The organism is Thalassotalea atypica, from assembly GCF_030295975.1.
Taxonomy (GTDB): Bacteria; Pseudomonadota; Gammaproteobacteria; order Enterobacterales; family Alteromonadaceae; genus Thalassotalea_F; species Thalassotalea_F atypica.
In genome coordinates this window covers 2,987,088-3,013,588 of sequence record NZ_AP027364.1, presented here as the reverse complement: position 1 = coordinate 3,013,588, position 26,501 = coordinate 2,987,088, and the positions used below count along the sequence as shown (strand labels likewise).

Genomic DNA, 26,501 nt, shown 5'->3' with positions numbered 1-26,501 from the left:
CTTATATGGTCTTTAATAAGGCTAACCACCTTTGCTCTCAACTAATTTTCTCAATAATTGCTTTATCTCATCAATATCAGCTTTGAGCGGGGCTAATCGCTGCTCTAACATTTCTAATGTAATACTAGCTGCTTCTACCGTTTGTTCAGGCTCTTTGTTAACGGTGGGGAGTTCGGTATTTTCTGGTTCATGTTGCCAGCCTTTTAAAGTCGAAATGATAATAGGCAATGGAGCCGAATTACTGAGTTTGTTTTTTATTAAGGCGACCGTCGGTTTTTTCCCTCGATTAGCCAGTTGATTGGCAATGGCGATTATTTCATCTCTAATGGTCATTTATCTTAACTTGGTAGTGAAAATTTTAACTATGTTAGCTAATTTGACTAACTAATTCTTGTGGTTTTTACCTGATTAATATCAATACCCTTTAAAATCAATGGGTTAAATAGTTGGCGCGATGGTTGCCTTATTAGAATTATCATAATAATGAAATTGAGAGAATTAACGATGAAAAAATCACTTTTACCTTTACTACTTATTGCACCATTGACTTTAGGATTAACAGGGTGCGTAGTTGCCGTTGGTGGTGACGATGATGGTTATTCTATGGGCCACAGTTTTGAAGATCGCGAGTTTGAAAACCGAAAAAAAATTGCGCGATTAGAGCTAAACAGCTCGTTTAATGATGTTCAATCACGCTTTGGTACAGCCGATTTTAATGAAGTGTACCAAAAAGACGGTGAAAGCATTCAGGTTTTATATTACCGTACGAATCGCAAACATAAAGATGGTGTGACGACTAAAGATGAATGTACGCCATTAATTTTTAAAAACGGACAACTGGTGAGTTGGGGTGAAACAGCCTACGCCATGCTTTAATTATTTACATAGTATATCAATCAAGGGAAGCAGTGCTTCCCTTTTTTATTGTCTCTGTCTGTCTGACCTAGCGTAACATCGTATCTAAGGTATCAACTATTTCTGCCCAGTCAGAATCTTCGGAGATGGCGTCAGATAGAAAACTTGCTTGTGCATCACTCCAAAAGTGTGCTTTTGCAAGTGTTGTGTGGCTTGGTATACCACGATGTAGGTTCAAAAATTCTTCAATATTTTTATCAGAATTTTCCAAGCCAAGTTGGGCAAATAAACAAGGCAAAGTATGGTTTGATCTATCCATTTCATCATCCAACTTTATGAATAATTATTATCTTAAGTATAGTTGCTTTAGTCGACGAATTTATAAAATATTGACCTAGTTTTAAACTTCCTGTTAAGGTGAACCACTAAAAAATAAGAATAAGAATTAACCAAAGTTTATTATTTATTAGCGATTTATTCGACAATAAATACACCAAGTAATGGGGAATATGCTATGACAGATGCAGTATCAACAAAGACAAACGTTGATATCAGAGCAACATATCTAACTGCTGAAGAGCTAAAGCTTGCAGCTTCGTTATTGTATCAAGCTTACCATGATGATCCCGTTTTCTTAGAAATATTTAACGGAGACAAAGACGATTATGAGCAGCGTTTACGAGCCTCAATTCGTGAAGAACTTGGCGTGTTTTGGCAAGCTAAGCAGCCAATGGTCGGTCTATACCTAGGTGAAGCCATGGTGGGCGTAGCCTGTTTAAATAGTCCTGATGATGGAGTTGGTAGTGAGCGATTTTGGCATTGGCGGCTAAAGATGTTACTGAGTGCGGGGTATTTCAGCACCAAGCAAATGATGGAAAAAGAAAAAACCGTTATGTCCGCTGTGCCACTAGACAAGTTTCATATGTTATCTTTTATTGCAATCCACCCGTTACATCAACAACATGGTTTTGGTCATTATTTGATGGCGGCCGTAAATACTGTACTTCAAGAACATTCACAAAGTCAGGGCGTTGCTGTTTATGCCACCAATGAGAAATATCGAAAATTCTTTGAAGATGTTGACTATCAGCATGTGAAAGAAGTTCAGGTGGGAAAAGTTTCAGGCACGCTAATGGTTCATTACCGAGAACAGCCGGCAACGGATTAAAAGTAGATGAGCAAAGAGTATCAATCGTTCAAAGAATTTTATCCATTTTATTTATCACAACATGAAAATAAAATTTGCCGCATTCTACATTATGTTGGAAGCATTGTTGCGCTGTGTTGGCTTGTTATGGCGATTATGTCCTTGACGCCAATCTTCTTACTGTATGGTGTTATTAGTGGCTATGCATTTGCTTGGATAGGTCACTTTTTCTTTGAAAAGAACCGTCCTGCGACCTTTAAATATCCTTGGTATAGCTTTATTGGCGATTGGCAAATGCTCAAAGATGCAATATATAAAAGTACCAAGTAAGGTACTTTTTTATGTGTTCCTTCATTTTACGGCTGTATTGCTTGAATTAGCTGAGCTTTATTAGCATCAGTTTAGCCTTTGGGGTTGGTTACACACTAAAGCGACAAAAATTCGCGTATTTTCGCCTCTTCGTTCAAGGCATCCTCATAGCCTAACTTTATTAGTTGTTTACAAAAGTTTTTTTCAAATAATAAGTAACTGATCATACTCGATTCAGCATCATTGGTGATGCCCATTGTTCTGAGTAATATGCGAATAGATACAGGCAATTCATCATAGTATTCCGTCGCAATAGCATTGAAATCATGACTTGGATTTATTACTAAGCTCTCAATCGGCTTTAACCCTTCTTGTGAGGCGTGTAATTCGTCAGGGATCAAAGATAGGGTTTTGTTAATCCTTTCCATACGCTCCAAATCACTTTGCAAGGTATCAGAGAATACGGAATCAAGCATATGCCCAGCAATAGCGGAAGTAGATGGTGGGTGAGGGTTATTCTCTTTTGCATGAATCAGCTCTTTGGGCTGTTCTACTCCTACAATGAAGAGTTTTTCAGCACCTAAGTGAATTGCTGGGCTTAATGGCGAAAGTTGATGAATTGAACCATCGCCAAAATGTTGATGTTTTATTTTTACTGAAGGGAAAATCATCGGGATGGCTGAAGATGCCATAAGGTGCTCACTGTCGAGCTGACAGGGCTCACCTCGACGTTTAGCTCGAAACCATGGAGCAATGCTCTGTTCAGATTGATAAAAGCTTAATGAGTCGCCATTAGAATAGCTTGACGCTGTGACTGATACCGCAGATAGATACCCACGTAATATATTTCGATCTATGCGTTGAAAGTCGATCACTTGGTTAAAGAGTTTTCGCAATGGTTCATTATTCAGTAAGCTATGAGGCGTTTTAGTCGCATAGTCAGCCTGATAACTGGCTAACACTCCTTGAAAAATGTAGCCGAAAACCCTAACTGGATCACCGTAGTAAATATGTTGTGTCTTTAGGTTTTTCCAAATCCATTCGAGTTTTTTCACTCCTAAGTGGAAACAGGATGAGTAGCAAGCTAAGGCGGTTGCATTAATTGCTCCGGCAGAGGTACCACACAAAATAGGAAAGGGGATGCCGTGATTTCGTGGTATAAATTGTGCGATAGCTGACAATACACCTACTTGGTATGCGGCTCTTGCCCCGCCTCCGGTAAGTACAAGTCCTTGTTTGCTTCCTTTGTAAGTTTTTTTTCCAGCCATATCAGCGCATTTGTATTTGTTATAAAGTTAATTTTAATGGGTGAAATACAATAGTGCGAGCGATAAGTGATTAAAATTGATAATAAAAAAGCCAGCGAATGCTGGCTTTTTAAGCGACATAAGAATTATTAACTAGTAAAACATTAAAACTAACGTCTACCAGAGAATAATTAGCTACTAACGCGAGCGTTAGCGGCGTCTATTAAAGGTTGCGACCCTGTTTGAATTGTTGAAAGATTAGCTGCCACAATTTTCTTAGATAATTTTTTAATCATCATAGAGCCTGTTTCTACTGATCCCCTTGCCGAAGCAAATTCTAACAAGTTTTTCCCATTACATTGAATACCGTCAAAAATACTACGTATTTTTAATTTGTTCGACTTTAAAAACGAACGCATGCGTTTTTTGTCATCAGCGGCAACATACTCGCAAACACTTTGTGCAATGTTTGCTGCTTGTGCCTGTGGTGCAGTAACTACAGACGTCATAAATAAAGCTGTGATGGTAGAAGCTAGTAATAATTTTTTCATTTTTAATAACCTTAAAGCAAATTTGTTAAACAGTTATAAAAAGAAAAAACCACTGGACGTACCCTTTTAACGAGGTAACTCCGCTGTCATAGATATTAAATATCCTTAGACCGGTGGTTTTGCGTAGCACACTTTCATGTGCCTTGCCTTTTCTTTGTCAATATTAGTATTAACAGAAAGTGTAACACAATGCAAATATTCTTTGATTTGTTGTGAGCTAACAACTAGTGAATATGGCTTTATTAAAACAGCGAAAAACAAAAAAAGAGGCCGTAGCCTCTTAATAAATTTGAAGTTATTATTAGAATGTCATCTCTGGTACGTGATCTGGTATGACGAGTTCGCCTTCCGTCAATGTTACAATTTCTTCAACACTTACACCTGGAGCGCGCTCAAGCAAAAAGAATTTCCCGTCTTTGATTTCAATGAAAGCAAGATCTGTTAATACTTTTTTGATACATCCTTTGCCTGTTAATGGCAAAGTGCACTTTGAAAGAAGTTTCGAGACGCCATGCTTTGATGCATGAGTCATGGTGACGATAATATTGTCAGCACCTGCAACTAAATCCATTGCACCGCCCATCCCTTTAATTAACTTTCCAGGGATCATATAAGAAGCGATGTTACCGTTAACATCTACTTCAAAGGCGCCTAGTACCGTTAAGTCAACATGTCCGCCACGGATCATCGCGAAAGACTCTGCTGAATCGAAGATTGAAGCGCCATCAATGGCGGTTACTGTTTGCTTACCTGCGTTAATCATATCCGCATCAAGCTCTTGCTCAGTTGGAAACTGCCCCATACCCAGTAAGCCATTTTCTGATTGCAGCATCACTTCCATGCCTTCTGGCACATAGTTGGCAACCAGTGTCGGAATACCTATACCTAAGTTAACGTAGTAACCGTCTTGTAATTCTTGCGCAACGCGCATTGCGATTTGCTCGCGAGATAAAGCCATCATGTTCTCCTTTGCGCAGTTATGCTGTTTTTATAGTACGTTGTTCTATACGTTTTTCGAAGGTACCTTGTATAAGGCGATTAACGTAAATGCCAGGTGTATGAATTTGATCTGGATCCAACTCGCCAGGCTCTACTATTTCTTCAACTTCAACAACTGTAATTTTTCCTGCGGTTGCTGCCATCGGATTAAAGTTACGTGCCGTTTTGCGAAATACTAGGTTACCGTATCGGTCTGCTTTCCATGCTTTAACAATGGCAAAATCACCTTTAATAGATTCTTCCAAAATGTACTGACGATTATTAAACTCACGCTCTTCTTTTCCTTCTGCAACGGGAGTGCCAAAGCCAGTTGCTGTGAAGAACGCGGGAATTCCGGCACCACCAGCACGCATTTTTTCAGCTAATGTGCCTTGTGGTGTTAGCTCGACCTCTAATTCACCACTCATCATTTGACGTTCAAACTCAGCGTTTTCTCCAACATACGAAGCAACGATTTTCTTTATCTGACGATTTGGTAAAAGCACACCTAAGCCAAAGTCATCCACACCACAGTTATTTGACACAACAGTTAACCCTTTTGTGCCTTTATGTTTTATTTCTGCGATCAAATTCTCGGGAATACCGCATAAGCCAAATCCACCAGCGATAACGGTCATGTTATCTTCTAAGCCAGCCATTGCTTCTTCATAACTTGATACGACTTTGTCGAACCCTGCCATTGTAAACTCCTCTATTCTTGCTCTTGTGAACTTGCTTTCATTGTGAAACGCAAGGGCGATTATTTTGCTTGTTGTGCACGATATGCATTAGATACTTTCGACACTGGCACCTTGCCTAATATGTCGCTGATGAACCACCCAGCGGCGAGTAACTTGTCTAAATCAACACCTGTCTCTATGTTTAATCCATTTAGTAAATAGATGACATCTTCAGTAGCCACATTGCCTGAAGCTCCTTTAGCATAAGGACAACCACCTAAACCAGCAACTGCACTGTCAACAACGGCGATACCCATGCTTAAAGCAGTGTAAATGTTAGTTAACGCTTGTCCGTACGTATCATGAAAGTGTACGGCCAGTTTTTCAACCGGTACTTTAGTGCTAACCGCATGTAACATTTTCTGTACGCTCGTTGGTGTACCTACGCCAATGGTGTCTCCAAGGGATATTTCATAGCAACCCATGTTGAATAGCTTTTCCGCAACGTCGGCCACTTTTTCAGGAGATATCTCTCCTTCATAGGGGCAACCGACCACACATGAGACATAACCACGTACCTTGATATTATTCGCTTTTGCAGCATTCATAATGGGAAGAAAACGCTCAAGGCTTTCATCAATCGAGCAGTTGATATTTTTCTGACTGAACGACTCAGATGCGGCGCCAAAAATGGCGACTTCTTTGACACCGGCTGCTAAAGCTGCTTCAAAGCCTTTCATGTTTGGCGTTAGCGCTGCATAAGTAACATTATTGCCTTGTGTGATCCCAGCAAAAACATCAGCTGAAGTTGACATTTGTGGTACCCATTTTGGCGACACAAAACTACCACTTTCAACATAACCAAGACCAGCATTTGTGAGCTGATCAATTAAAGCGATTTTATCTATAGCTTCAATAAACTGTTTTTCATTTTGTAGGCCGTCTCTTGGGCCTACTTCAACAATTTTTACTGAAGAAGGGAGCTTGTTCATGCGTTTTTCTCCGCTTCAAAGGCCAACAGCTCTGCACCGCCGTCAACCATATCGCCTTCACCGAAAAATAGCTCTGTTACTATGCCACTTTCAGGAGCGCGAATGGTATGTTCCATTTTCATCGCTTCCATGATCACTAACGGTTGATCTTGCTCAACCTTGTCACCAACCTTAACTAGTACACTGACCATAGTACCGTTCATTGGAGCTGCTAAACCGCCTTCACTAGCTTTATCGTCACAATCCCCTAAATCAGGCAATACACGAGTAAAGTTAAATACGCCATTAGGACGATATAAACTAATTTGCTGCTCATTCTTAGCTATGGTGGCACAGCTACGGTAGCCATCAATGGTAAAGAACAACGTATCTCCGGTGATATTGCCTTGGCAATCAAATATTTTACCGTCCACACTGATTAGATAAAAGCTGTCATCGCCCTGACGCTTATTTTCGATCATCACTTGATATGGCTTGTCACCGTGGCTTAAAGTGAGTTCATGGATGTGAGGTTCATTTAGACGCCAAGAATTCGTTGAATTCCACGGAGAGTAGGGGTCATTCGTTTTTGCTGCTTTTGTTTTCGCATGATCAGCACGTGCAAGTACTAAATACAAAGCTGCCATTGGCAACTCATTGCGAAGGGCTTGTTCATCTTCGTGGAAGATAAGGGCTTGATGTTTTTCGATAAACCCTGTGTCTAAATCGGCCTCTACAAATGGTTTTGATGTTGCCAAGTTGTACAAGAAATCGATATTGGTTGTAACACCACTGATTCTATATTCAGCCAAGGCTTTGCTAAGGCGCTGCAAGGCTTTGTCACGGTTCTCGTCCCATACGATCAATTTAGCGATCATTGGATCATAAAACACACTGACGTCGTCACCTTGGCGAACGCCAGTGTCGACGCGGACATATTCACTTTCTATCGGAGGTACTAAAAAGGACAGCTTTCCTGTGGCAGGTAAAAAATCGTTGTCGGGATCTTCTGCATATATACGTGCTTCGAAAGCGTGGCCTTTGATCGCTAATTCATCCTGAGTTTTCGGCAGGTTTTCGCCCGCAGCAACTCTCAGTTGCCATTCCACCAAGTCTTGTCCAGAGATAAGCTCAGTGACAGGGTGTTCTACTTGAAGTCGAGTGTTCATTTCCATGAAGTAGAATGAGCCATCAACGTCTAACAAAAATTCCACTGTACCAGCGCCCTGATAACCAATCGCTTTTGCAGATTTTATCGCTGATTCACCCATCTCTTTGCGCAATGCCTCACTCATGCCTGGCGCCGGTGCTTCCTCTATGACTTTTTGGTGGCGACGTTGTACTGAACAGTCTCGTTCAAACAGATAAACCGCATTGTCGTGATTGTCGCAAAATACTTGAATTTCAACGTGGCGTGGTTGAGTTAGGTATTTTTCAACTAGCATTCTGTCATCACCGAATGATGAACTGGCTTCTCGTTTGGCTGCTGCCAATTCAGCGCTGAAATCTTTTTCAGCCCATACTTGGCGCATACCTTTACCACCGCCACCAGCTGTAGCTTTGAGTAGAACGGGGTAACCCATGTCATCCGCAGATTTTTTCAACACCGCCTCAGATTGGTCATCGCCATGATAGCCAGGTACTAAAGGTACGCTTGCTTTTTCCATGATATTTTTAGCGGCAGACTTTGAGCCCATCGCTTCGATTGCGCCAACAGGGGGCCCAATAAAGGTAATGTTTTTGTCACTACACAAGCGGCAGAAATCAGCATTTTCAGACAGAAAACCGTAACCTGGGTGTATTGCTTGTGCGCCAGTTTGAAGCGCAGCTTCAATGACTTTTTCACCGAGCAAATAACTCTCTCTTGATGGTGAAGGGCCTAAGTATACCGCTTCATCCGCCATGTTCACGTGCAATGAATCTGCATCCGCATCAGAATAAACGGCGACGGTTAATATACCCATTTGGCGGGCTGTTTTGATGACGCGGCAAGCAATTTCACCACGGTTTGCAATTAATATTTTAGAAAACATAAGCTACTTTGACTCCTGTTGCCAAGCGGGTGAGCGTTTCTCGAAAAATGAACTTAGGCCTTCTTGACCTTCTGGAGATACTCGAATGGTGGCTATACGCTCAGAGGTGGTGTTCATTAGTGTTGGCGTAATTTCCTGATAGGCAACATCAAACGCTAATTTCTTCGCGCTTTGCACCGCTTCTGGTCCGTTCTCGAGTAAGCATTGGATGAAGCGTTCAACTTCGTTGTCTAACTGTTCGGGTAGAACGACTTCATCAACTAGCCCTATTTTTGAGGCTTGTTCGGCAAAAAACCTCTCTGCCGTTTGGAAGTAACGACGTGATGCTCTAAGTCCTATCGCATTAACAACATAAGGACTGATGGTCGCTGGGATTAAGCCCAGTTTAACTTCACTCAGACAAAAACTTGCTTTGTTACTGGCAACCACAATGTCACAACAGCTCGCTAGCCCTACTGCGCCACCAAATGCAGCGCCTTGAACACGTGCGATAGTGGGCTGTGGCATAAAGTTTAGCGCATGAAGCATTTTTGCTAGGGCATTCGCATCGCGCAAATTTTCTTCATAGCTATAACCAGCCATGCGTTTCATCCAACCTAAGTCAGCGCCAGCAGAGAAACTTTTCCCATTTGAGGCAAGTACCATGACTTTGACTAATTTGTTTGATGCAATTTGTTCAAAGCTTTCAGTTAATTGAGCAATGATAGTGTCATCAAATGCATTATGTTTGTTTGGATTATTCAGGGTAACAGTGGCGACGCCGCGCCTATCAACTTGAGTAATAACTAAATCGTTCATCATTTGCCCCTACATTCTAAATACGCCAAATTGCGTGTCTGCAATTGGCTTATTTAATGAAGCAGAAATGGCCAAACCTAGTACTTGTCTTGTTTCAGCAGGGTCTATCACTCCATCATCCCATAAGCGTGCCGATGCATAATATGGATGGCCTTGATGTTCGTAATTGTCGATGATAGGCTGCTTAAAGCTGGCTTCTTCTTCCGCTGTCCAGGTTTCACCACGTTTAGCCATTTGATCGGTTTTCACCTGCGCTAATACGCCAGCGGCTTGTTCTCCGCCCATCACTGAAATTCGTGCATTTGGCCACATGAATAAGAATCTTGGGTCATACGACCGTCCACACATACCGTAGTTACCAGCTCCAAAACTACCACCAATAAGTACGGTAAATTTAGGCACTTGCGCACACGCAACCGCCGTTACCATTTTGGCGCCGTGCTTTGCTATACCGCCCGACTCATATTGTTTTCCTACCATAAAGCCGGTAATGTTTTGTAGAAACACCAATGGAATTTTGCGTTGCGCACATAGCTCGATAAAGTGGGCACCTTTTTGTGCTGATTCGCCGAATAAAATGCCATTGTTAGCAACAATGCCTACAGGGTAGCCATAAATGCGTGCAAAGCCACAAACTAATGTAGTGCCGTATAACGCTTTAAATTCATCAAACTCACTGCCATCAACAACGCGAGCAATTACTTCTCTTACATCGTAAGGTTGACGTGAATCTTTAGGAATAACGCCATAAATATCTTTTGGGGCGTATGCTGGCTCTGCAACTTCTTTAATCGTCACTTGTACCGGCTTGATGCGGTTTAGATTTTCAATGGCATTGCGTGCTATTTCTAAGGCGTGATGATCGTTTTGAGCGTAATGATCTGAAACCCCTGAGGTACGACAATGCACATCAGCGCCACCTAAATCTTCAGCACTAACGATTTCACCTGTCGCAGCTTTTACCAGTGGCGGCCCAGCAAGGAAAATTGTACCTTGCTCTTTAACTATGATTGACTCATCCGCCATGGCGGGTACGTATGCGCCACCTGCAGTGCATGAGCCCATTACTACCGCTATTTGAGGAATGTTTTGTGCTGACATGTTTGCTTGGTTAAAGAAAATGCGACCAAAATGTTCTTTATCCGGAAATACATCATCTTGATTAGGCAGGTTAGCACCGCCAGAATCAACTAAATAGACGCACGGGAGATTGTTTTCTTGCGCTATGGTTTGTGCACGTAAGTGCTTTTTAACAGTTAAAGGATAATAAGTACCGCCTTTTACCGTTGCATCATTGGCAACAATTACGCATTCTTGTCCACCAACACGGCCTATGCCTGTGATGATGCCGGCGGCTGGTACATTGTCGTCATAAACGTTGTAAGCGGCCAGTTGAGACAGCTCAAGAAATGGCGAGCCGGCATCTAACAAGTTGAGTACACGGTCACGAGGTAATAGCTTTCCTCGAGATAAGTGACGATCCCGGCTTTTCTCGCCACCACCTTGTTTGATCAAATCTAGCTTGGCTTTTAAGTCATCAACTTGAAGTTGCATATGGGCAGCATTATCAAGAAAATCTTGGCTGCGAGTGTTGATTTTGGAGTGTAATTTTGCCACGGTTTAACCTTACTTAGTTTATTGCCGTTATTTCGTGTTAACGTGAATACAAGACGTTAACTTATTTGCGTTAGTTTGCTAAAAGTCGCTGGACCTTAACCATATTTTACTGATACAGCGACATTCATTTTCATCTTATTAAGAAGAGCTTCAATTAAACCGATTCGTTGAATAGCTCACGACCAATAAGCATACGTCGAATTTCTGATGTACCTGCACCAATTTCATAAAGTTTAGCGTCACGTAATAAGCGGCCCGCAGGAAACTCATTGATATAGCCATTACCACCAAGTAACTGAATAGCATCTAAGGCCATTTTGGTTGCTAACTCGGCTGAATATAAAATAACCGCTGCTGCATCTTTACGGGTTGTTTCGCCGCGGTCGCAGGCTTGAGCTACCATGTAGATATATGACTTTGCCGCGTTCATTTGCGTATACATATCTGCAATTTTGCCCTGAATCAGTTGGAATTCACCAATAGATTGACCAAATTGTTTACGGTCATGAATGTAAGGAACAACTAGATCCATACAAGCGTCCATGATGCCTAAAGGGCCGCCAGATAAAACTACGCGTTCGTAGTCAAGACCTGACATTAATACGCGAACACCTTTGCCTTCTTCACCCAAAATGTTCTCTGCTGGGACTTCACAGTCTTCAAATACTAATTCACAAGTATTTGAACCGCGCATACCCAATTTATCTAGTTTCTGGTGACGACTAAAACCAGGGAAGTCACGCTCTACGATAAAGGCTGTGATACCTTTTGAACCGGCATTGACATCTGTCTTTGCATAAATAACGTATACATTGGCGTCAGGACCATTGGTGATCCACATTTTGTTGCCATTTAGGATGTACTTATCACCTTTCTTAACAGCGCTAAGTTTCATGCTTACAACATCAGAGCCAGCGTTTGGTTCAGACATAGCTAATGCGCCAATGTGCTCACCGCTACATAATTTGGGTAAGTACTTTAATTTTTGTTCGTGACTGCCGTTTTTGCGTAATTGGTTCAAACATAAGTTAGACATTGCGCCATAACTCAAACCAACGGAAGCTGACGCCCGGCTAATTTCTTGCATTGCTACCACATGTTCAAGGTAACCTAGACCTGAGCCGCCATATTCTTCTTCTACGGTCATACCAAGTAAACCCATGTCACCAAATTTGCGCCATAGATCATTTGGAAATTCGTTATCAATATCGATTTGCTCAGCACGAGGAGCAATTTCATCGCGAGCGAAGGCATTAACTTGATCACGGATCATGTCAACGGTTTCGCCTAAGTTAAAATTGAGTGAAGAAAAAGTGGAAATCATGTTGGTTCCTTAATTTATGGCAATGTGCTTAACTATTGCTGTTTAATTTGTTTTAACGTATTCAAACAACTTTTTTCGAGGTTAGTCAGTTCAATTAAGACGACTTTTATATCTTCTAGTTGCTGTGTTAAGTCATTTTTTTTGTTGGAGATAAGATCCATAATTGTTTCCAATTGCTTCTCACTGGATTTATCCATGTCATATAGTTCAAACAAGCGACCTGTTTCGGCCAAAGTAAAACCTAAGCGCTTGCCCCGAAGAATTAACTTTAGTCGAATCTTGTCACGTCGACTGTATATTCGGGTTTGGCCTTTGCGGCTAGGTGAAACAAGCCCTTGATCTTCATAAAAGCGGATAGTACGAGTCGTAATATCATACTCTTTTGCTAGTTCACCGATGCTGTAGGTAGGCTTTTCTGAATTCATTGCTTGGTACTCACAAACTGAGTGGATCTTGTTTTATTATGTTAATAACGATACTGTAAGTTTACGTAAACGTAAAGCTAAAAATTCTGAGTATACAATGTCTCTTGTAAGGTATAGGTTACAGCTCGAACTTGTACGACCAATGATTATTTAACTTACAAAGCAGACTGTGAGAACGGAATCTACTACATTAGTCGTAATTTAAGGTGTCATCCTAATATTAATCTACAGTAACGAGTAGTTTTAGTTCTAAAGTAGCATGTAAAACCTGTGCTAAATCGTTTAAGTTGTACAAGTGTTATTGTTCACCTTACGTTGGCGTAAACGTTAAATTAGGTTACCCTAATACTAATCTTAGATTATAGAATATAGATGCAACCAACGTTGCTTATAAATTGGAGAATTGATTATGTCTGTGACAGATCCTATTGTAATTGTTTCGGCTACACGTACGCCAATGGGCGGATTTATGGGAGCGTTGGCTAATGTGACCACGCCAGAGTTGGGAGCTACAGCAATTAAAGGAGCGGTTGAACAAGCAGGTATTGCAACGGATCAAATTGATGAAGTTGTGATGGGCTGTGTTTTACCGGCGGGTTTAAAACAAGCACCTGCTAGACAAGCGGCTCTAAGCGCAGGACTAGCACATTCTACGGTTTGCAATACCATCAATAAAGTGTGTGGCTCAGGCATGAAATCAATTATGGATATACATGACTCCCTGCTTGCTGGCTCGATTAATGTTGCTGTTGCAGGCGGTATGGAAAGCATGTCAAACGCACCATATATGTTACCTAAAGCAAGAGGTGGTATGCGAATGGGACATGGTCAAGTGCTTGACCATATGATGTTAGACGGTCTAGAAAATGCCTATGATGGTGTTTCTATGGGTTGTTTTGCACAATCTACCGCGGACGATGAAAACTATTCACGTGAGCAAATGGATGAATTTGCGATCCGTTCATTATCTCGTGCAAATACTGCCATTGAATCTGGCGCGTTTGCTAATGAAATTTCTCCGGTAACAGTTAAATCTCGTCGCGGTGATACTGTTGTTGACACTGATGAACAGCCGGGCAACGCGCGCCCTGATAAGATTCCATCGTTGCGCGCAGCATTTAAAAAAGACGGCACCATTACTGCTGCAAACTCTAGCTCTATCTCTGACGGCGCTGCAGCATTGGTACTAATGAGACAATCCGAAGCACAAGCTCGCGGACTGACACCTTTATGTAAGATTGTCGCTCATGCAACCCATGCACAATTACCCGAGGAGTTTACGGTAGCTCCTGTAGGTGCCGTAAACAAGTTACTAGCCAAAGCCAATTGGTCTGTGGCTGATATTGATTTGTTAGAAGTTAATGAAGCTTTTGCAATGGTGACTATGTTAGCGGTTGATAAATTGGGTCTAGACATTGAACGCGTGAATATTAACGGCGGGGCATGTGCATTGGGTCACCCGCTAGGCGCGAGTGGTGCACGCATTATTGTGACTTTGATTCATGCACTGAAAAACAAAGGTTTATCGAAAGGTGTCGCAACCCTTTGTATTGGTGGTGGCGAAGCGACAGCAATTGCGGTAGAAATGCTTTAGACCGACAGGCTTTATTTCAACAGTAGTATTAGATTCAGCATCCTAATAAAAACGATAGCTGAGTCCAATCGTTTGTGTTTAATTTGAGGATAATAAGTGAATTTCAATTTAACTGAAGATCAGCAAATGTTTGCTGATACAGCGCAACAATTTGCTCAGGCAGAGTTTACCCCTAATGCAGCTAAATGGGATGCAGAGCATATATTCCCAAAAGAAGTAATCGCCAAAGCTGGTGAATTGGGCTTTTGTGGGCTTTATTCTCCAGAAGATGCAGGCGGTTTAGGTCTTAGTCGATTAGATTCTTCAATTATATTTGAGCAGTTGGCAATGGGGTGTACAGCAACAACGGCTATGATGACCATCCATAATATGGCGACATGGATGATAGCAACTTGGGGACAGGATTCAGTTAAGGATGAGTGGTGTCCGTCATTAGTCATGGGCGAAAAGCTTGCCTCTTATTGTTTGACTGAGCCAGGTGCGGGATCTGATGCAGCCTCTTTAAGAACCTCGGCTAAAAAAAACGGCGATCACTACCTTGTTAACGGGTCTAAAATGTTCATCTCTGGTGCTGGCGAAACTGACATGCTTGTCGTTATGGTCCGCACAGGTGAAGCTGGCGCCAAAGGTATATCGGCATTAGCGATCCCTGCCGACAGCGAAGGGATCATTTATGGCAAAGCGGAAGAGAAGCTGGGATGGAACGCTCAACCGACACGTTTAATTACCTTTGAGAACGTCAAGGTGCCTGTTCAAAACCTACTAGGCGAAGAAGGCGAAGGCTTTAAAATCGCGATGAAAGGTTTAGATGGTGGTCGAATTAATATAGCAACCTGTTCTATCGGTACGGCACAGCAAGCGTTGAATACTGCTATGGAATACATGCAAGAACGGGAGCAATTTGGTAAGCCAATCGCTGCATTCCAGGGCTTGCAGTTTAAGTTGGCTGATATGGCTACGGAGCTTGTCGCAGCGAGACAAATGGTAAGGTTAGCAGCCTTTAAATTGGATGAAAATGATCCTGAAAAAACCGCCTACTGTGCCATGGCGAAGCAATTTGCAACCGATATTGGCTTTAAAGTGTGTGACGCAGCTCTGCAAATACATGGTGGCTACGGCTATATAAAAGAATACCCTCTAGAGCGACATTTCAGAGACGTTCGAGTTCATCAAATATTAGAAGGTACGAATGAAATTATGCGCGTAATCGTTGCTCGTCGATTACTAACTGAAGGCGCTGGCCAATTATTATAGGTAAAAATATGTCTGAATTATTAAAACTATCCAAGCAAGAACACACGGCAATTATTACGTTTAATAATCCGCCTGCTCATACCTGGACAAAAGAAAGCTTAACTCAATTACGTGATATTGTTTTATCACTTAATGAAGACAAAGAAATTTACGCGTTGGTCATTACCGGTGACGGTGATAAGTTCTTTTCAGCAGGAGCTGATTTAAAATTGTTTGCTTCAGGATGTAAAGACATTGCAACAGAAATGTCTAATATTTTCGGTGAAGCGTTTGAAACCCTGTCTGCATTTCACGGTGTTTCTATTGCAGCCATTAATGGTTACGCCATGGGCGGCGGATTAGAGGTTGCACTTGCTTGTGATCTGCGCATTGCAGAGCATCATGCCCAAATGGCCTTACCTGAAGCAACGGTTGGTCTATTGCCTTGTGCTGGTGGAACGCAAAACTTGCAGCTATTAGTCGGAGAAGGATGGACTAAACGGATGATTTTGTGCGGTGAGCGTATTAAAGCCGACAAGGCGCTACAAATTGGTTTAGTCGAAGAAGTTGTAGAACAAGGTCAATCTTTAGAAACTGCGCTCAAACTAGCAGCAAAAGTAGCTAATCAAAGCCCTGTTGCGGTCGCTGCGTGTAAAAAATTAGTGCAGCATAATCGTGAAATGCCTATTTCAAAAGCTTTGCCAATTGAACGAGAAGCATTTGTCAGCCTTTTTGATTCTGAAGACCAAACAGAGGGCGTTAATGCATTTTTAGAAAAGCGTAAGCCTCAATGGAAAAATAAATAAGGAACACATGATGACTGATGTTGTGTTGTTTGAAGAACGTCTTTGTGACAACGGTAAAAGAATTGGTATTGCGACATTAAACTCAGAGCGATCGCTAAATGCGTTAAGTGGCGATATGGTCGATGCACTTTATCCTAAATTACTCGATTGGCATCGTAATGATGAAATTGCAGTGGTTTTCCTTCAGGGCTCTGGTGAAAAATCTTTCTGTGCTGGTGGTGACATTGTCAATCTTTTTAATGAAATGAAAAGCCACCCAGGTGAATATGCGCCAGCTATAGAGGACTACTTCACCAGAGAGTACAAGTTAGATTACCTTATTCATACCTTCAATAAGCCTTTTATCGTCTGGGGCAATGGTATTGTTATGGGCGGTGGTTTAGGCATGATGGTTGGTGCTAGCCACAGAGTAGTGACTGAGTCGTCACGCATCGCAATGCCTGAAATTAGTATTGGCCTATACCCTGATGTTGGCGGTACATTTTTCCTTAATAAAATGCCAGATAACTGCGGCCTATTTTTGGGGCTGACAGGAGCCTCTATTAATGCCGCTGATGCTAAATATACCGGCTTAGCTGACTTCTTTATTCAAGCGGATAAAAAACAAGCATTATTAGAGCAGCTAATTTCAATTAAATGGGGCGATACCGTCGCACTCAACCATGACAAGCTCAGCGATGCTATGAATGAACTTGAACGCTTATCAAATTCAGCTGTTCCTGTTTCTCATATTCGAGCACAAAAATCTTTGATTGACCAAGTTACTGAACATCATAATTTGGCGGACGTGGTTGATGCAATTACCTCTGCAGAAGTTGATGACAAGTGGTTTAATAAAGCGCAAAAATCATTAGCACACGGCAGTGCAGTTAGTGGGCATTTGGTTTACCAACAATTGAAAGTTGGTAAGTCTATGTCCTTAGCTGATTGTTTTAGAATGGAGTTAAGTCTATCTGTTAAATGTGGACAATATGGCGAGTTTTATGAAGGCGTCAGGGCATTACTTATCGACAAAGATAGTAATCCTCAATGGAAATATAAAAACATTGCAGATGTCGATGCAAAAACAATTGATTGGTTCTTCACACCTAAATGGAAAGAAGCCCAGCATCCACTAGCTCAGCTAGGATAAAATTCAAGGGGAAAGCAAATGGCGAATGTAGCATTTATTGGTTTAGGAAACATGGGTGGCCCAATGGCCGTCAATTTGGTTAAAGCTGGGCATCAAGTTTGTGTCTATGATTTATCAGCACAGGCCGTGATTGATGTGGTTGAGCACGGAGCTTCAACTGCGGTGTCTGCACAAGAATGTGTCAAAGATGCCGAGTTTATTATCTCAATGTTACCTGCGGGTAAACATGTAGCAAGTGTATATTTAGGTGAAAATGGCCTTATCAATCACATTCAAGCTGGAAGCCTAGTCATTGACTCATCTACCATTGATGCACAAACCTCAATCGTTGTTGGTAGTACATTGAAAGAGCAAGGAATTGAGTTCATTGATGCTCCCGTTTCAGGTGGTGTTGGTGGCGCAACAGCTGGCACGTTAAGCTTTATGGTCGGTGGTAGCGTTGAAAACTTTAATCGCGCAAAAAGTGTATTGGACAACATGGGGAAAAATATATTTCATGCAGGAGAACATGGTGCAGGCCAAGTAGCCAAAGTCTGCAATAACATGTTGTTATCTGTTTTGATGGCTGGTACAGCCGAAGCACTACAGCTTGGAATCGCGAATGGATTAGACCCCAAAGTGCTTTCTAATATCATGAGCAAGAGCTCGGGCAGTAATTGGACATTAGATGTCTACAACCCATGCCCTGATGTTATGGAAAATGTGCCATCGTCAAATGATTATCAGGGTGGATTCATGGTGGACTTAATGGCTAAGGATTTGGGCCTTGCAATGGATACTGCTGTTACAAGTCAGTCGTCAACACCTATGGGATCATTAGCGAGAAGCCTTTACGCTATGCATGCAAGCGCAGGAAATGGTGGTAAAGACTTTTCAAGCATCTTTAACTTATTTAATAAAGAGAGCAAAGAATAAATGAACATTCAAGACAAAGTGATTGTTGTCACGGGCGGTGGCCAAGGTTTAGGCCGTTCAATGGCAATCGACTTAGCAACAAGCGGTGCAAAGCTTGCTCTTATAGACCTTAATGAGGAATTGTTAAAAGAATCCGTTCAATTGGTCGAAGAAGCTGGGTCTACTGCTCAATATTATTTGGCGAATGTGACGAATGAAGCCGAAGTTGAAGAAACGTTTAACAAGATAAATAATGATTTTAATGGCTTTGATGGGCTTATTAATAACGCCGGAATTTTGCGTGATGGTATGTTAATCAAAGCTAAAGATGGCGAAATCGTTAAAAAGATGTCATTAGAGCAGTTTCAATCAGTCATTGATGTTAATTTAACAGGTGTATTTTTGTGTGGTCGAGAAGCATCTGCACATATGGTTAAAAATAAGCGCAAAGGCGTGATCATAAACATGTCTTCTATTGCGCGTAATGGCAACATGGGACAAACTAACTACGCAGCGTCTAAAGCTGGCGTAGTTGCTATGACTGTTTGTTGGGCAAGAGAGTTAGGTCGTCACGGTATTCGTGTTGGAGCTATCGCACCTGGTGTTGTTCGAACGGCAATGACAGATGCAATGAAGCCAGAAATGCGTGAACGACTTGAAAAGATGAAGCCCGTAGGTCGACTAGGTGAAGCAAGTGAAATTGCCCATACGGTTAAATATATTTTGGAAAATGAATTTTTCACTGGTCGTGTAGTAGATATTGATGGCGGTTTGAGCATGTAAACCATGCTAATATAAATAGATTCACATAAGGCGAGTATTTGACTCGCCTTTTTTCGCTATACAAAAAGTATCAATATGAAAAAAGCATTATTTCTCGATCGTGACGGTATCATAAATGTAGACTTTGGCTACGTACATAAAATTAGTGATTTTGAGTTTGTCGAAGGGATTATGGATCTATGCCGTTATGCCTCCGATATGGGCTATGAAATCTATGTAATAACAAATCAAGCAGGTATCGCAAGAGGTTATTATTCTATTGATGATTTCAATGTATTAACAGACTGGATGATTAAAGTATTTAAAAAAGAAGATATCGCCATTAAAGGGGTTTATTTCTGTCCACATCACCCTGAAAAGGGAACAAATGACTTTGTTGTGAGCTGTAAATGTCGTAAACCGGAGCCCGGAATGATTTTACAGGCTGTAAAAGAGCATGAACTTGATGTTAACAAAAGTGTATTCATTGGAGATAAACTTTCAGATATGCACGCGGCTGAAGCAGCAGGCATTCATAATAGAGTACTTGTTGCTAGTCAATATCATGACAATTCAACGGCGCATGTACATCGCGTAAATAACATAAAGGAAGCTATTGCTTTTCTTTCTTGAATATATAACGCTCTTTTTGTGCAAAAAAACAACATTTGAACTAGAATTACAAATTATTCGAAAAAAGAAGTTGACGCGGTGCTAAAAATCCCTAAAATTCGCTCCACTTCTTCGGGACAAGCCCAAGAGGTTGTTTTGAACAGTTTAGTTAAACAATAGTTTGGTTAAGCTCGAAGATAACTTAGAAAAACAAGTTAAATTATTTTTCAAAAAGTTGTTGACATCAAAACTGAGTTGCGTAGAATGCGCATCTCGCTTCGGGACAGGCTACTAGCCAGCTCCAAGCAAACAGTGATAAGCGAATGCGACTTACACTGACTACTTAATCAAGTAGTGTTCTTTAACAATTAGTTATCATGCAATTTGTGTGAGCACTCACATTAGTGTTGATTTTACATAGTCCTTCGGGACAAAAAAAACAGCTTAATGATGAAGTTCACGCAAAACTACTTATGACCTTCGGGTTATAAGAACATATGTTTTAAATGTACAGAATTCATTGAGCCGCATCTTATGATGCACAAACGATTTTAATTGAAGAGTTTGATCATGGCTCAGATTGAACGCTGGCGGCAGGCTTAACACATGCAAGTCGAGCGGAAACGAAAAGTAGCTTGCTACTTTGGCGTCGAGCGGCGGACGGGTGAGTAATGCTTGGGAATATGCCTTATGGTGGGGGACAACAGTTGGAAACGACTGCTAATACCGCATAATGTCTACGGACCAAAGGGGGGGATCTTCGGACCTCTCGCCATTTGATTAGCCCAAGTGAGATTAGCTAGTTGGTAAGGTAAAGGCTTACCAAGGCGACGATCTCTAGCTGGTTTGAGAGGATGATCAGCCACACTGGGACTGAGACACGGCCCAGACTCCTACGGGAGGCAGCAGTGGGGAATATTGCACAATGGGCGAAAGCCTGATGCAGCCATGCCGCGTGTGTGAAGAAGGCCTTCGGGTTGTAAAGCACTTTCAGTCGTGAGGAAAGGTGCTAGTTTAATAAACTAGTACTGTGACGTTAGCGACAGAAGAAGCACCGGCTAACTCCGTGCCAGCAGCCGCGGTAATACGGAGGGTGCGAGCGTTAATCGGAATTACTGGGCGTAAAGCGTGCGTAGGCGGTTTGTTAAGCAAGATGTGAAAGCCCAGGGCTCAACCTTGGAACTGCATTTTGAACTGGCAAACTAGAGTATTGTAGAGGGTGGTGGAATTTCCAGTGTAGCGGTGAAATGCGTAGAGATTGGAAGGAACATCAGTGGCGAAGGCGGCCACCTGGACAAATACTGACGCTGAGGTACGAAAGCGTGGGGAGCGAACAGGATTAGATACCCTGGTAGTCCACGCCGTAAACGATGTCAACTAGCTGTCTGTAGACTTGATCTGTGGGTAGCGTAGCTAACGCGCTAAGTTGACCGCCTGGGGAGTACGGCCGCAAGGTTAAAACTCAAATGAATTGACGGGGGCCCGCACAAGCGGTGGAGCATGTGGTTTAATTCGATGCAACGCGAAGAACCTTACCATCCCTTGACATCCAGAGAATTTACTAGAGATAGTTTAGTGCCTTCGGGAACTCTGAGACAGGTGCTGCATGGCTGTCGTCAGCTCGTGTTGTGAAATGTTGGGTTAAGTCCCGCAACGAGCGCAACCCCTATCCTTATTTGCCAGCGAGTTATGTCGGGAACTTTAAGGAGACTGCCGGTGATAAACCGGAGGAAGGTGGGGACGACGTCAAGTCATCATGGCCCTTACGGGATGGGCTACACACGTGCTACAATGGCGTATACAAAGGGCAGCAAGACCGCGAGGTGGAGCGAATCCCATAAAGTACGTCGTAGTCCGGATCGGAGTCTGCAACTCGACTCCGTGAAGTCGGAATCGCTAGTAATCGTAGATCAGAATGCTACGGTGAATACGTTCCCGGGCCTTGTACACACCGCCCGTCACACCATGGGAGTGGGTTGCAAAAGAAGTAGCTAGTCTAACCTTCGGGAGGACGGTTACCACTTTGTGATTCATGACTGGGGTGAAGTCGTAACAAGGTAACCCTAGGGGAACCTGGGGTTGGATCACCTCCTTATCTTGAAGTAAAACGCCTAATGGAAGCCTTCGGGTTTCATGAGTGTTCACACAAATTGCACTGATAACAAATTAGAAGAAGAAAAGTAAAACCCTAGCATAATAAGGGGCTATAGCTCAGCTGGGAGAGCGCCTGCCTTGCACGCAGGAGGTCAGCAGTTCGATCCTGCTTAGCTCCACCACTTATTGTGTAGTACTTAGGTACTTATGCAGGTCTGTAGCTCAGCTGGTTAGAGCGCACCCCTGATAAGGGTGAGGTCGGCAGTTCAAGTCTGCCCAGACCTACCAATCTTCTTCACAAAGAATTAAATGACCAAATTTAAGCTATCTTTTTTAAGATGATTTAAATTTGGTTTTTTAAACCACGAATTAGCCGAATGCGCGCTAGTTTGAAGCTCTTTAACAATCTGGAAAGCTGATATAAATACCCGGTGTTTATATGGTGTTGAACGTGTCGCGCGTTTCAATACATCAACATATAGATACCAACAGCGAGTGAGATAACCTTATCGTTTATCGAACAAGCTGATTAACTTCTCCTCCTCGGAGAATGTTAATAAAAAATCTAAATCAAGTAACTCATCTACATCGAAAGATGTGAGAGTACGTGAAAATGTCAGGCTGTACGATTAGTTCGGATTAGTCTCCGAACATTCTAAGACTACTTAGGGTTGTATGGTTAAGTGACTAAGCGTATGTGGTGGATGCCTTGGCAGTTAGAGGCGATGAAAGACGTGTTAATCTGCGATAAGCTGAGTTGAGGTGATAAAAACCGTTATAGACTCAGATTTCTGAATGGGGAAACCCAGTGTCATAAGACACTATCACTTAGTGAATACATAGCTAAGTGAGGCGAACCGGGAGAACTGAAACATCTAAGTACCCCGAGGAAAAGAAATCAACCGAGATTTCCTTAGTAGCGGCGAGCGAACGGGAATTAGCCCTTAAGTGGTTTGTAAGTTAGTGGAATAAGCTGGAAAGCTTAGCGATACAGGGTGATAGCCCCGTACACGAAAACAAACTTACCATGAAATCGAGTAGGTCGGCACACGTGAAATGTTGACTGAATATGGGGGGACCATCCTCCAAGGCTAAATACTCCTAACTGACCGATAGTGAACCAGTACCGTGAGGGAAAGGCGAAAAGAACCCCTGTGAGGGGAGTGAAATAGAACCTGAAACCGCATACGTACAAGCAGTGGAAGCCTTCGGGTGACTGCGTACCTTTTGTATAATGGGTCAGCGACTTATTTTTTGTAGCAAGGTTAACCGATTAGGGGAGCCGTAGCGAAAGCGAGTGTTAACTGCGCGTTTAGTTGCAAGGAATAGACCCGAAACCCGGCGATCTACCCATGGGCAGGTTGAAGGTTGAGTAACATCAACTGGAGGACCGAACACACGTATGTTGAAAAATGCGGTGATGACTTGTGGGTCGGAGTGAAAGGCTAATCAAGCCGGGAGATAGCTGGTTCTCCCCGAAATCTATTTAGGTAGAGCCTCGGACGAACACCATCGGGGGTAGAGCACTGTTAAGGCTAGGGGGTCATCCCGACTTACCAACCCTTTGCAAACTCCGAATACCGATGAGTGATATCCGGGAGACACACGGCGGGTGCTAACGTCCGTCGTGAAGAGGGAAACAACCCAGACCGCCAGCTAAGGTCCCAAAGTCATAGTTAAGTGGGAAACGATGTGGAAAGGCCCAGACAGCTAGGAGGTTGGCTTAGAAGCAGCCATCCTTTAAAGAAAGCGTAATAGCTCACTAGTCGAGTCGGTCTGCGCGGAAGATGTAACGGGGCTAAACTATGCACCGAAGCTGCGGATTTAACTTTTAAGTTAAGTGGTAGGGGAGCGTTCTGTAAGCCGTTGAAGGTGAACTGAGAGGTTTGCTGGAGGTATCAGAAGTGCGAATGCTGACATGAGTAACGATAAGGGGAGTGAAAAACTCCCCCGCCGAAAGACCAAGGTTTCCTGTCCCATGTTAATCAGGGCAGGGTAAGTCGGCCCCTAAGGCGAGGCGGAAACGCGTAGTCGATGGGAAACAGATTAATATTTCTGTACTTCTATATATTGCGAAGGAGGGACGGAGTAGGCTAGGTGAGCACGGCGTTGGTAGTCCGTGTGAAAGTATGTAGGCTGAAGACTTAGGTAAATCCGGGTCTTCTTAAGGCTGAGATACGAGACGAGAACCCAAGGGTTTGAAGTCATTGATGCCATGCTTCCAGGAAAAGCTTCTAAGCTTCAGATATATAGGAACCGTACCCCAAACCGACACAGGTGGTTAGGTAGAGAATACTAAGGCGCTTGAGAGAACTCGGGTGAAGGAACTAGGCAAAATAGTACCGTAACTTCGGGAGAAGGTACGCTCTCTAGTGTGAATCCCTTGCGGAGTAAGCACAGGAGAGTCGAAGTAACCAGGTGGCTGGAACTGTTTATTAAAAACACAGCACTGTGCAAAATCGAAAGATGACGTATACGGTGTGACGCCTGCCCGGTGCCGGAAGGTTAATTGATTGGGTTAGCTCTGCGAAGCTCATGATCGAAGCCCCGGTAAACGGCGGCCGTAACTATAACGGTCCTAAGGTAGCGAAATTCCTTGTCGGGTAAGTTCCGACCTGCACGAATGGCGTAATCATGGCCACACTGTCTCCACCCGAGACTCAGTGAAATTGAATTTGCGGTTAAGATGCCGTATACCCGCGGCTAGACGGAAAGACCCCGTGAACCTTTACTATAGCTTGACAGTGAACATTGCTCCTACATGTGTAGGATAGGTGGGAGGCTTTGAAACCGCGTCGCTAGATGTGGTGGAGCCAATCTTGAAATACCACCCTTGTATGCGTGATGTTCTAACCTAGGGCCCTAATCGGGCTTGGGGACACTGTCTGGTGGGTAGTTTGACTGGGGCGGTCTCCTCCTAAAGAGTAACGGAGGAGCACGAAGGTTGGCTAAGTACGGTCGGACATCGTACGGTTAGTGCAATGGCATAAGCCAGCTTAACTGCGAGACAGACACGTCGAGCAGGTGCGAAAGCAGGTCATAGTGATCCGGTGGTTCTGTATGGAAGGGCCATCGCTCAACGGATAAAAGGTACTCCGGGGATAACAGGCTGATACCGCCCAAGAGTTCATATCGACGGCGGTGTTTGGCACCTCGATGTCGGCTCATCACATCCTGGGGCTGAAGTCGGTCCCAAGGGTATGGCTGTTCGCCATTTAAAGTGGTACGCGAGCTGGGTTTAGAACGTCGTGAGACAGTTCGGTCCCTATCTGCCGTGGGCGTTTGAGAATTGAAGAGGGCTGCTCCTAGTACGAGAGGACCGGAGTGGACGAACCTCTGGTGTTCGGGTTGTCATGCCAATGGCATTGCCCGGTAGCTACGTTCGGAACTGATAACCGCTGAAAGCATCTAAGCGGGAAGCAGGCTTTGAGATGAGTTCTCACTGGGACTTTAAGTCCCCTAAAGGGTCGTTGGAGACTACAACGTTGATAGGTCAGGTGTGTAAGGGTTGTGAGGCCTTGAGCTAACTGATACTAATTGCCCGTGAGGCTTAACCATACAACACCCAAGTGGTTTTGTGTGTCTGACATGAATAAAAGTCACGTACTCGTGTTACTGATTAGATTTAGATAAGTATTTACATCGCTCACTGACATCCATGTCATTGCGATATTAGTGCATTCGTGCACGTCATCAGCTTTCAAGATTGTAGTTTTTTGCTTGACGACAATAGCGTTGTAGAACCACCTGATCCCATGCCGAACTCAGAAGTGAAATGCAATAGCGCCGATGGTAGTGTGGGAGTTCCCATGTGAGAGTAGGACATTGTCAAGCTTCTATTATGAAAAGCCCGTTACGAATGTGACGGGCTTTTTTACGTCTGGCGTTTAAAGCTTTATTGAAAAATAACTCATCACCAATGAACGCTATAATTCAAAGACACGATATTTGTACCGTCATTATTTTTGTTTAGCCTAGCATTTGAATAATGAGTTAGTGATAAGCCTATTCTATTGTGTTGATTTATTTCTGTACCAATCTCTAGTTTATCTGAAAACAACCAATTATCACCTAAACTTCTATTACCCCACTGTGTTTGTTCAACGTAGGCAACACCCACTCCTACTCGGATAAACCAATTTATGGTGTTAGTCGTATTTACGTATTTTAAAAATGGTGTGATTGACCCCGTTTTGATATCTGGTCCATAAAGGTTCTCCCACTCACTTGCAGAAAATTCGAGCTCCCATGTAAAAGCATTCAGTATTAAAAGTGGTGATGACTTTCCCGGTTCAATGATATACCCAAACTGTATTACACTTGATTTGTCTTTAGAGGTTGATTGACCGCCAGATAGAAGAACACCATCAGCGTGCGTTATTGAGCTCATCAGTAGAAATATATATGAATATTTGTGCATTATTCCGTAAGTATTTAGG

At 42.9% G+C, this 26,501-nt stretch carries 23 protein-coding genes, 2 tRNA genes, 3 rRNA genes and 1 riboswitch; of the genes, 15 read left to right on the top strand and 13 right to left on the bottom strand.

All coding sequences use genetic code 11. The features are described 5' to 3' along the window. Positions 1 to 21: 21 nt before the first annotated feature. Positions 22 to 333 carry a hypothetical protein gene (locus QUE03_RS13880; RefSeq protein ID WP_286262456.1) on the bottom strand — a complete coding sequence of 104 codons (312 nt, stop codon included), beginning with the start codon at positions 331 to 333 and terminating at the stop codon, positions 22 to 24. A 171-nt stretch (positions 334 to 504) separates the two neighbouring features. Here QUE03_RS13880 and QUE03_RS13875 point away from each other — a divergent pair, with 171 nt between their 5' ends. Further along, positions 505 to 876 (top strand): DUF3192 domain-containing protein, encoded by a 372-nt coding sequence (locus tag QUE03_RS13875; protein WP_286262452.1) that lies wholly within the window; start codon positions 505 to 507, stop codon positions 874 to 876. 67 nt (positions 877 to 943) lie between these two features. Here the strand turns inward: QUE03_RS13875 and QUE03_RS13870 are convergent, their stop codons facing one another. Next, entirely contained in the window at positions 944 to 1,174 is a 231-nt protein-coding gene (locus QUE03_RS13870) for a DUF2789 domain-containing protein (protein ID WP_286262450.1), read from the bottom strand. Positions 1,175 to 1,369: 195 nt separating this feature from the next. Here QUE03_RS13870 and QUE03_RS13865 point away from each other — a divergent pair, with 195 nt between their 5' ends. Both QUE03_RS13865 and QUE03_RS13860 read left to right on the top strand, forming a co-directional pair. Continuing rightward, positions 1,370 to 2,023 carry a GNAT family N-acetyltransferase gene (locus QUE03_RS13865; protein WP_286262445.1) on the top strand — a complete coding sequence of 218 codons (654 nt, stop codon included), beginning with the start codon at positions 1,370 to 1,372 and terminating at the stop codon, positions 2,021 to 2,023. Positions 2,024 to 2,029: 6 nt separating this feature from the next. Next, the gene (locus tag QUE03_RS13860) at positions 2,030 to 2,332 is read left to right on the top strand and encodes an Mpo1-like protein (RefSeq protein ID WP_286262442.1); all 303 of its coding nucleotides are present in this window, start codon (positions 2,030 to 2,032) and stop codon (positions 2,330 to 2,332) included. Positions 2,333 to 2,427: 95 nt separating this feature from the next. Here the strand turns inward: QUE03_RS13860 and QUE03_RS13855 are convergent, their stop codons facing one another. From QUE03_RS13855 to QUE03_RS13810, 10 genes are all read right to left on the bottom strand, one after another. After that, positions 2,428 to 3,579, bottom strand: a complete 1,152-nt coding sequence (locus QUE03_RS13855; RefSeq protein ID WP_286262440.1) for a patatin-like phospholipase family protein — start codon at positions 3,577 to 3,579, stop codon at positions 2,428 to 2,430. A gap of 170 nt (positions 3,580 to 3,749) precedes the next feature. Further along, positions 3,750 to 4,109 carry a DUF3718 domain-containing protein gene (locus QUE03_RS13850; RefSeq protein ID WP_286262438.1) on the bottom strand — a complete coding sequence of 120 codons (360 nt, stop codon included), beginning with the start codon at positions 4,107 to 4,109 and terminating at the stop codon, positions 3,750 to 3,752. A 70-nt stretch (positions 4,110 to 4,179) separates the two neighbouring features. Then, positions 4,180 to 4,267: riboswitch (cyclic di-GMP riboswitch) on the bottom strand. Between the two features lie 143 nt (positions 4,268 to 4,410). Beyond that, positions 4,411 to 5,067, bottom strand: a complete 657-nt coding sequence (locus QUE03_RS13845) for a 3-oxoacid CoA-transferase subunit B (RefSeq protein WP_286267863.1) — start codon at positions 5,065 to 5,067, stop codon at positions 4,411 to 4,413. A 19-nt stretch (positions 5,068 to 5,086) separates the two neighbouring features. Continuing rightward, positions 5,087 to 5,788, bottom strand: a complete 702-nt coding sequence (locus QUE03_RS13840) for a CoA transferase subunit A (protein ID WP_286262436.1) — start codon at positions 5,786 to 5,788, stop codon at positions 5,087 to 5,089. A 59-nt stretch (positions 5,789 to 5,847) separates the two neighbouring features. Next, positions 5,848 to 6,759: a hydroxymethylglutaryl-CoA lyase gene (locus tag QUE03_RS13835; RefSeq protein WP_286262435.1), complete on the bottom strand. Its 912-nt coding sequence runs from the start codon at positions 6,757 to 6,759 to the stop codon at positions 5,848 to 5,850. Then, a complete protein-coding gene (locus QUE03_RS13830) occupies positions 6,756 to 8,771 on the bottom strand; it encodes an acetyl/propionyl/methylcrotonyl-CoA carboxylase subunit alpha (protein WP_286262433.1) in 2,016 nt (671 codons plus the stop codon). The genes QUE03_RS13835 and QUE03_RS13830 overlap by 4 nt, the downstream gene beginning before the upstream one ends. Positions 8,772 to 8,774: 3 nt before the next feature. Continuing rightward, entirely contained in the window at positions 8,775 to 9,572 is a 798-nt protein-coding gene (locus tag QUE03_RS13825) for an enoyl-CoA hydratase/isomerase family protein (protein WP_434019779.1), read from the bottom strand. 6 nt (positions 9,573 to 9,578) lie between these two features. Next, positions 9,579 to 11,186, bottom strand: a complete 1,608-nt coding sequence (locus QUE03_RS13820; protein WP_286262431.1) for a carboxyl transferase domain-containing protein — start codon at positions 11,184 to 11,186, stop codon at positions 9,579 to 9,581. Positions 11,187 to 11,340: 154 nt separating this feature from the next. Further along, a complete protein-coding gene (locus QUE03_RS13815) occupies positions 11,341 to 12,510 on the bottom strand; it encodes an isovaleryl-CoA dehydrogenase (RefSeq protein ID WP_286262429.1) in 1,170 nt (389 codons plus the stop codon). Positions 12,511 to 12,542: 32 nt separating this feature from the next. After that, positions 12,543 to 12,935, bottom strand: a complete 393-nt coding sequence (locus QUE03_RS13810) for a MerR family transcriptional regulator (RefSeq protein WP_286262425.1) — start codon at positions 12,933 to 12,935, stop codon at positions 12,543 to 12,545. A 409-nt stretch (positions 12,936 to 13,344) separates the two neighbouring features. Here QUE03_RS13810 and QUE03_RS13805 point away from each other — a divergent pair, with 409 nt between their 5' ends. From QUE03_RS13805 to rrf, 12 genes are all read left to right on the top strand, one after another. Further along, entirely contained in the window at positions 13,345 to 14,529 is a 1,185-nt protein-coding gene (locus QUE03_RS13805) for an acetyl-CoA C-acyltransferase (protein WP_286262423.1), read from the top strand. 96 nt (positions 14,530 to 14,625) lie between these two features. After that, positions 14,626 to 15,783, top strand: a complete 1,158-nt coding sequence (locus tag QUE03_RS13800) for an acyl-CoA dehydrogenase family protein (protein ID WP_286262422.1) — start codon at positions 14,626 to 14,628, stop codon at positions 15,781 to 15,783. Positions 15,784 to 15,791: 8 nt separating this feature from the next. Beyond that, positions 15,792 to 16,568, top strand: coding sequence for an enoyl-CoA hydratase (locus QUE03_RS13795; protein ID WP_286262420.1), 777 nt, complete (start codon positions 15,792 to 15,794; stop codon positions 16,566 to 16,568). Positions 16,569 to 16,578: 10 nt separating this feature from the next. Then, positions 16,579 to 17,700: an enoyl-CoA hydratase/isomerase family protein gene (locus QUE03_RS13790; protein WP_286267861.1), complete on the top strand. Its 1,122-nt coding sequence runs from the start codon at positions 16,579 to 16,581 to the stop codon at positions 17,698 to 17,700. Between the two features lie 18 nt (positions 17,701 to 17,718). Continuing rightward, entirely contained in the window at positions 17,719 to 18,615 is an 897-nt protein-coding gene (gene mmsB, locus QUE03_RS13785) for a 3-hydroxyisobutyrate dehydrogenase (RefSeq protein ID WP_286262418.1), read from the top strand. Next, positions 18,616 to 19,377, top strand: coding sequence for an SDR family oxidoreductase (locus QUE03_RS13780; RefSeq protein ID WP_286262414.1), 762 nt, complete (start codon positions 18,616 to 18,618; stop codon positions 19,375 to 19,377). A 75-nt stretch (positions 19,378 to 19,452) separates the two neighbouring features. Next, positions 19,453 to 19,989 carry a D-glycero-beta-D-manno-heptose 1,7-bisphosphate 7-phosphatase gene (gene gmhB, locus QUE03_RS13775; RefSeq protein ID WP_286262412.1) on the top strand — a complete coding sequence of 179 codons (537 nt, stop codon included), beginning with the start codon at positions 19,453 to 19,455 and terminating at the stop codon, positions 19,987 to 19,989. Between the two features lie 531 nt (positions 19,990 to 20,520). Further along, a 16S ribosomal RNA gene (locus QUE03_RS13770) occupies positions 20,521 to 22,063 on the top strand. Positions 22,064 to 22,168: 105 nt separating this feature from the next. Continuing rightward, a tRNA-Ala gene (locus QUE03_RS13765) sits at positions 22,169 to 22,244 on the top strand. Positions 22,245 to 22,273: 29 nt separating this feature from the next. Beyond that, positions 22,274 to 22,350 (top strand) — tRNA-Ile (locus tag QUE03_RS13760). Between the two features lie 389 nt (positions 22,351 to 22,739). Then, positions 22,740 to 25,620, top strand: a 23S ribosomal RNA gene (locus QUE03_RS13755). A gap of 161 nt (positions 25,621 to 25,781) precedes the next feature. Further along, a 5S ribosomal RNA gene (gene rrf, locus QUE03_RS13750) occupies positions 25,782 to 25,896 on the top strand. Together the 16S, 23S and 5S rRNA genes with 2 tRNA genes alongside form the textbook arrangement of a ribosomal RNA operon. Positions 25,897 to 25,975: 79 nt before the next feature. On the opposite strand, the gene QUE03_RS13745 is transcribed toward rrf, so the two are convergent. Beyond that, the gene (locus QUE03_RS13745) at positions 25,976 to 26,482 is read right to left on the bottom strand and encodes an acyloxyacyl hydrolase (protein ID WP_286262410.1); all 507 of its coding nucleotides are present in this window, start codon (positions 26,480 to 26,482) and stop codon (positions 25,976 to 25,978) included. Positions 26,483 to 26,501: the final 19 nt, after the last annotated feature.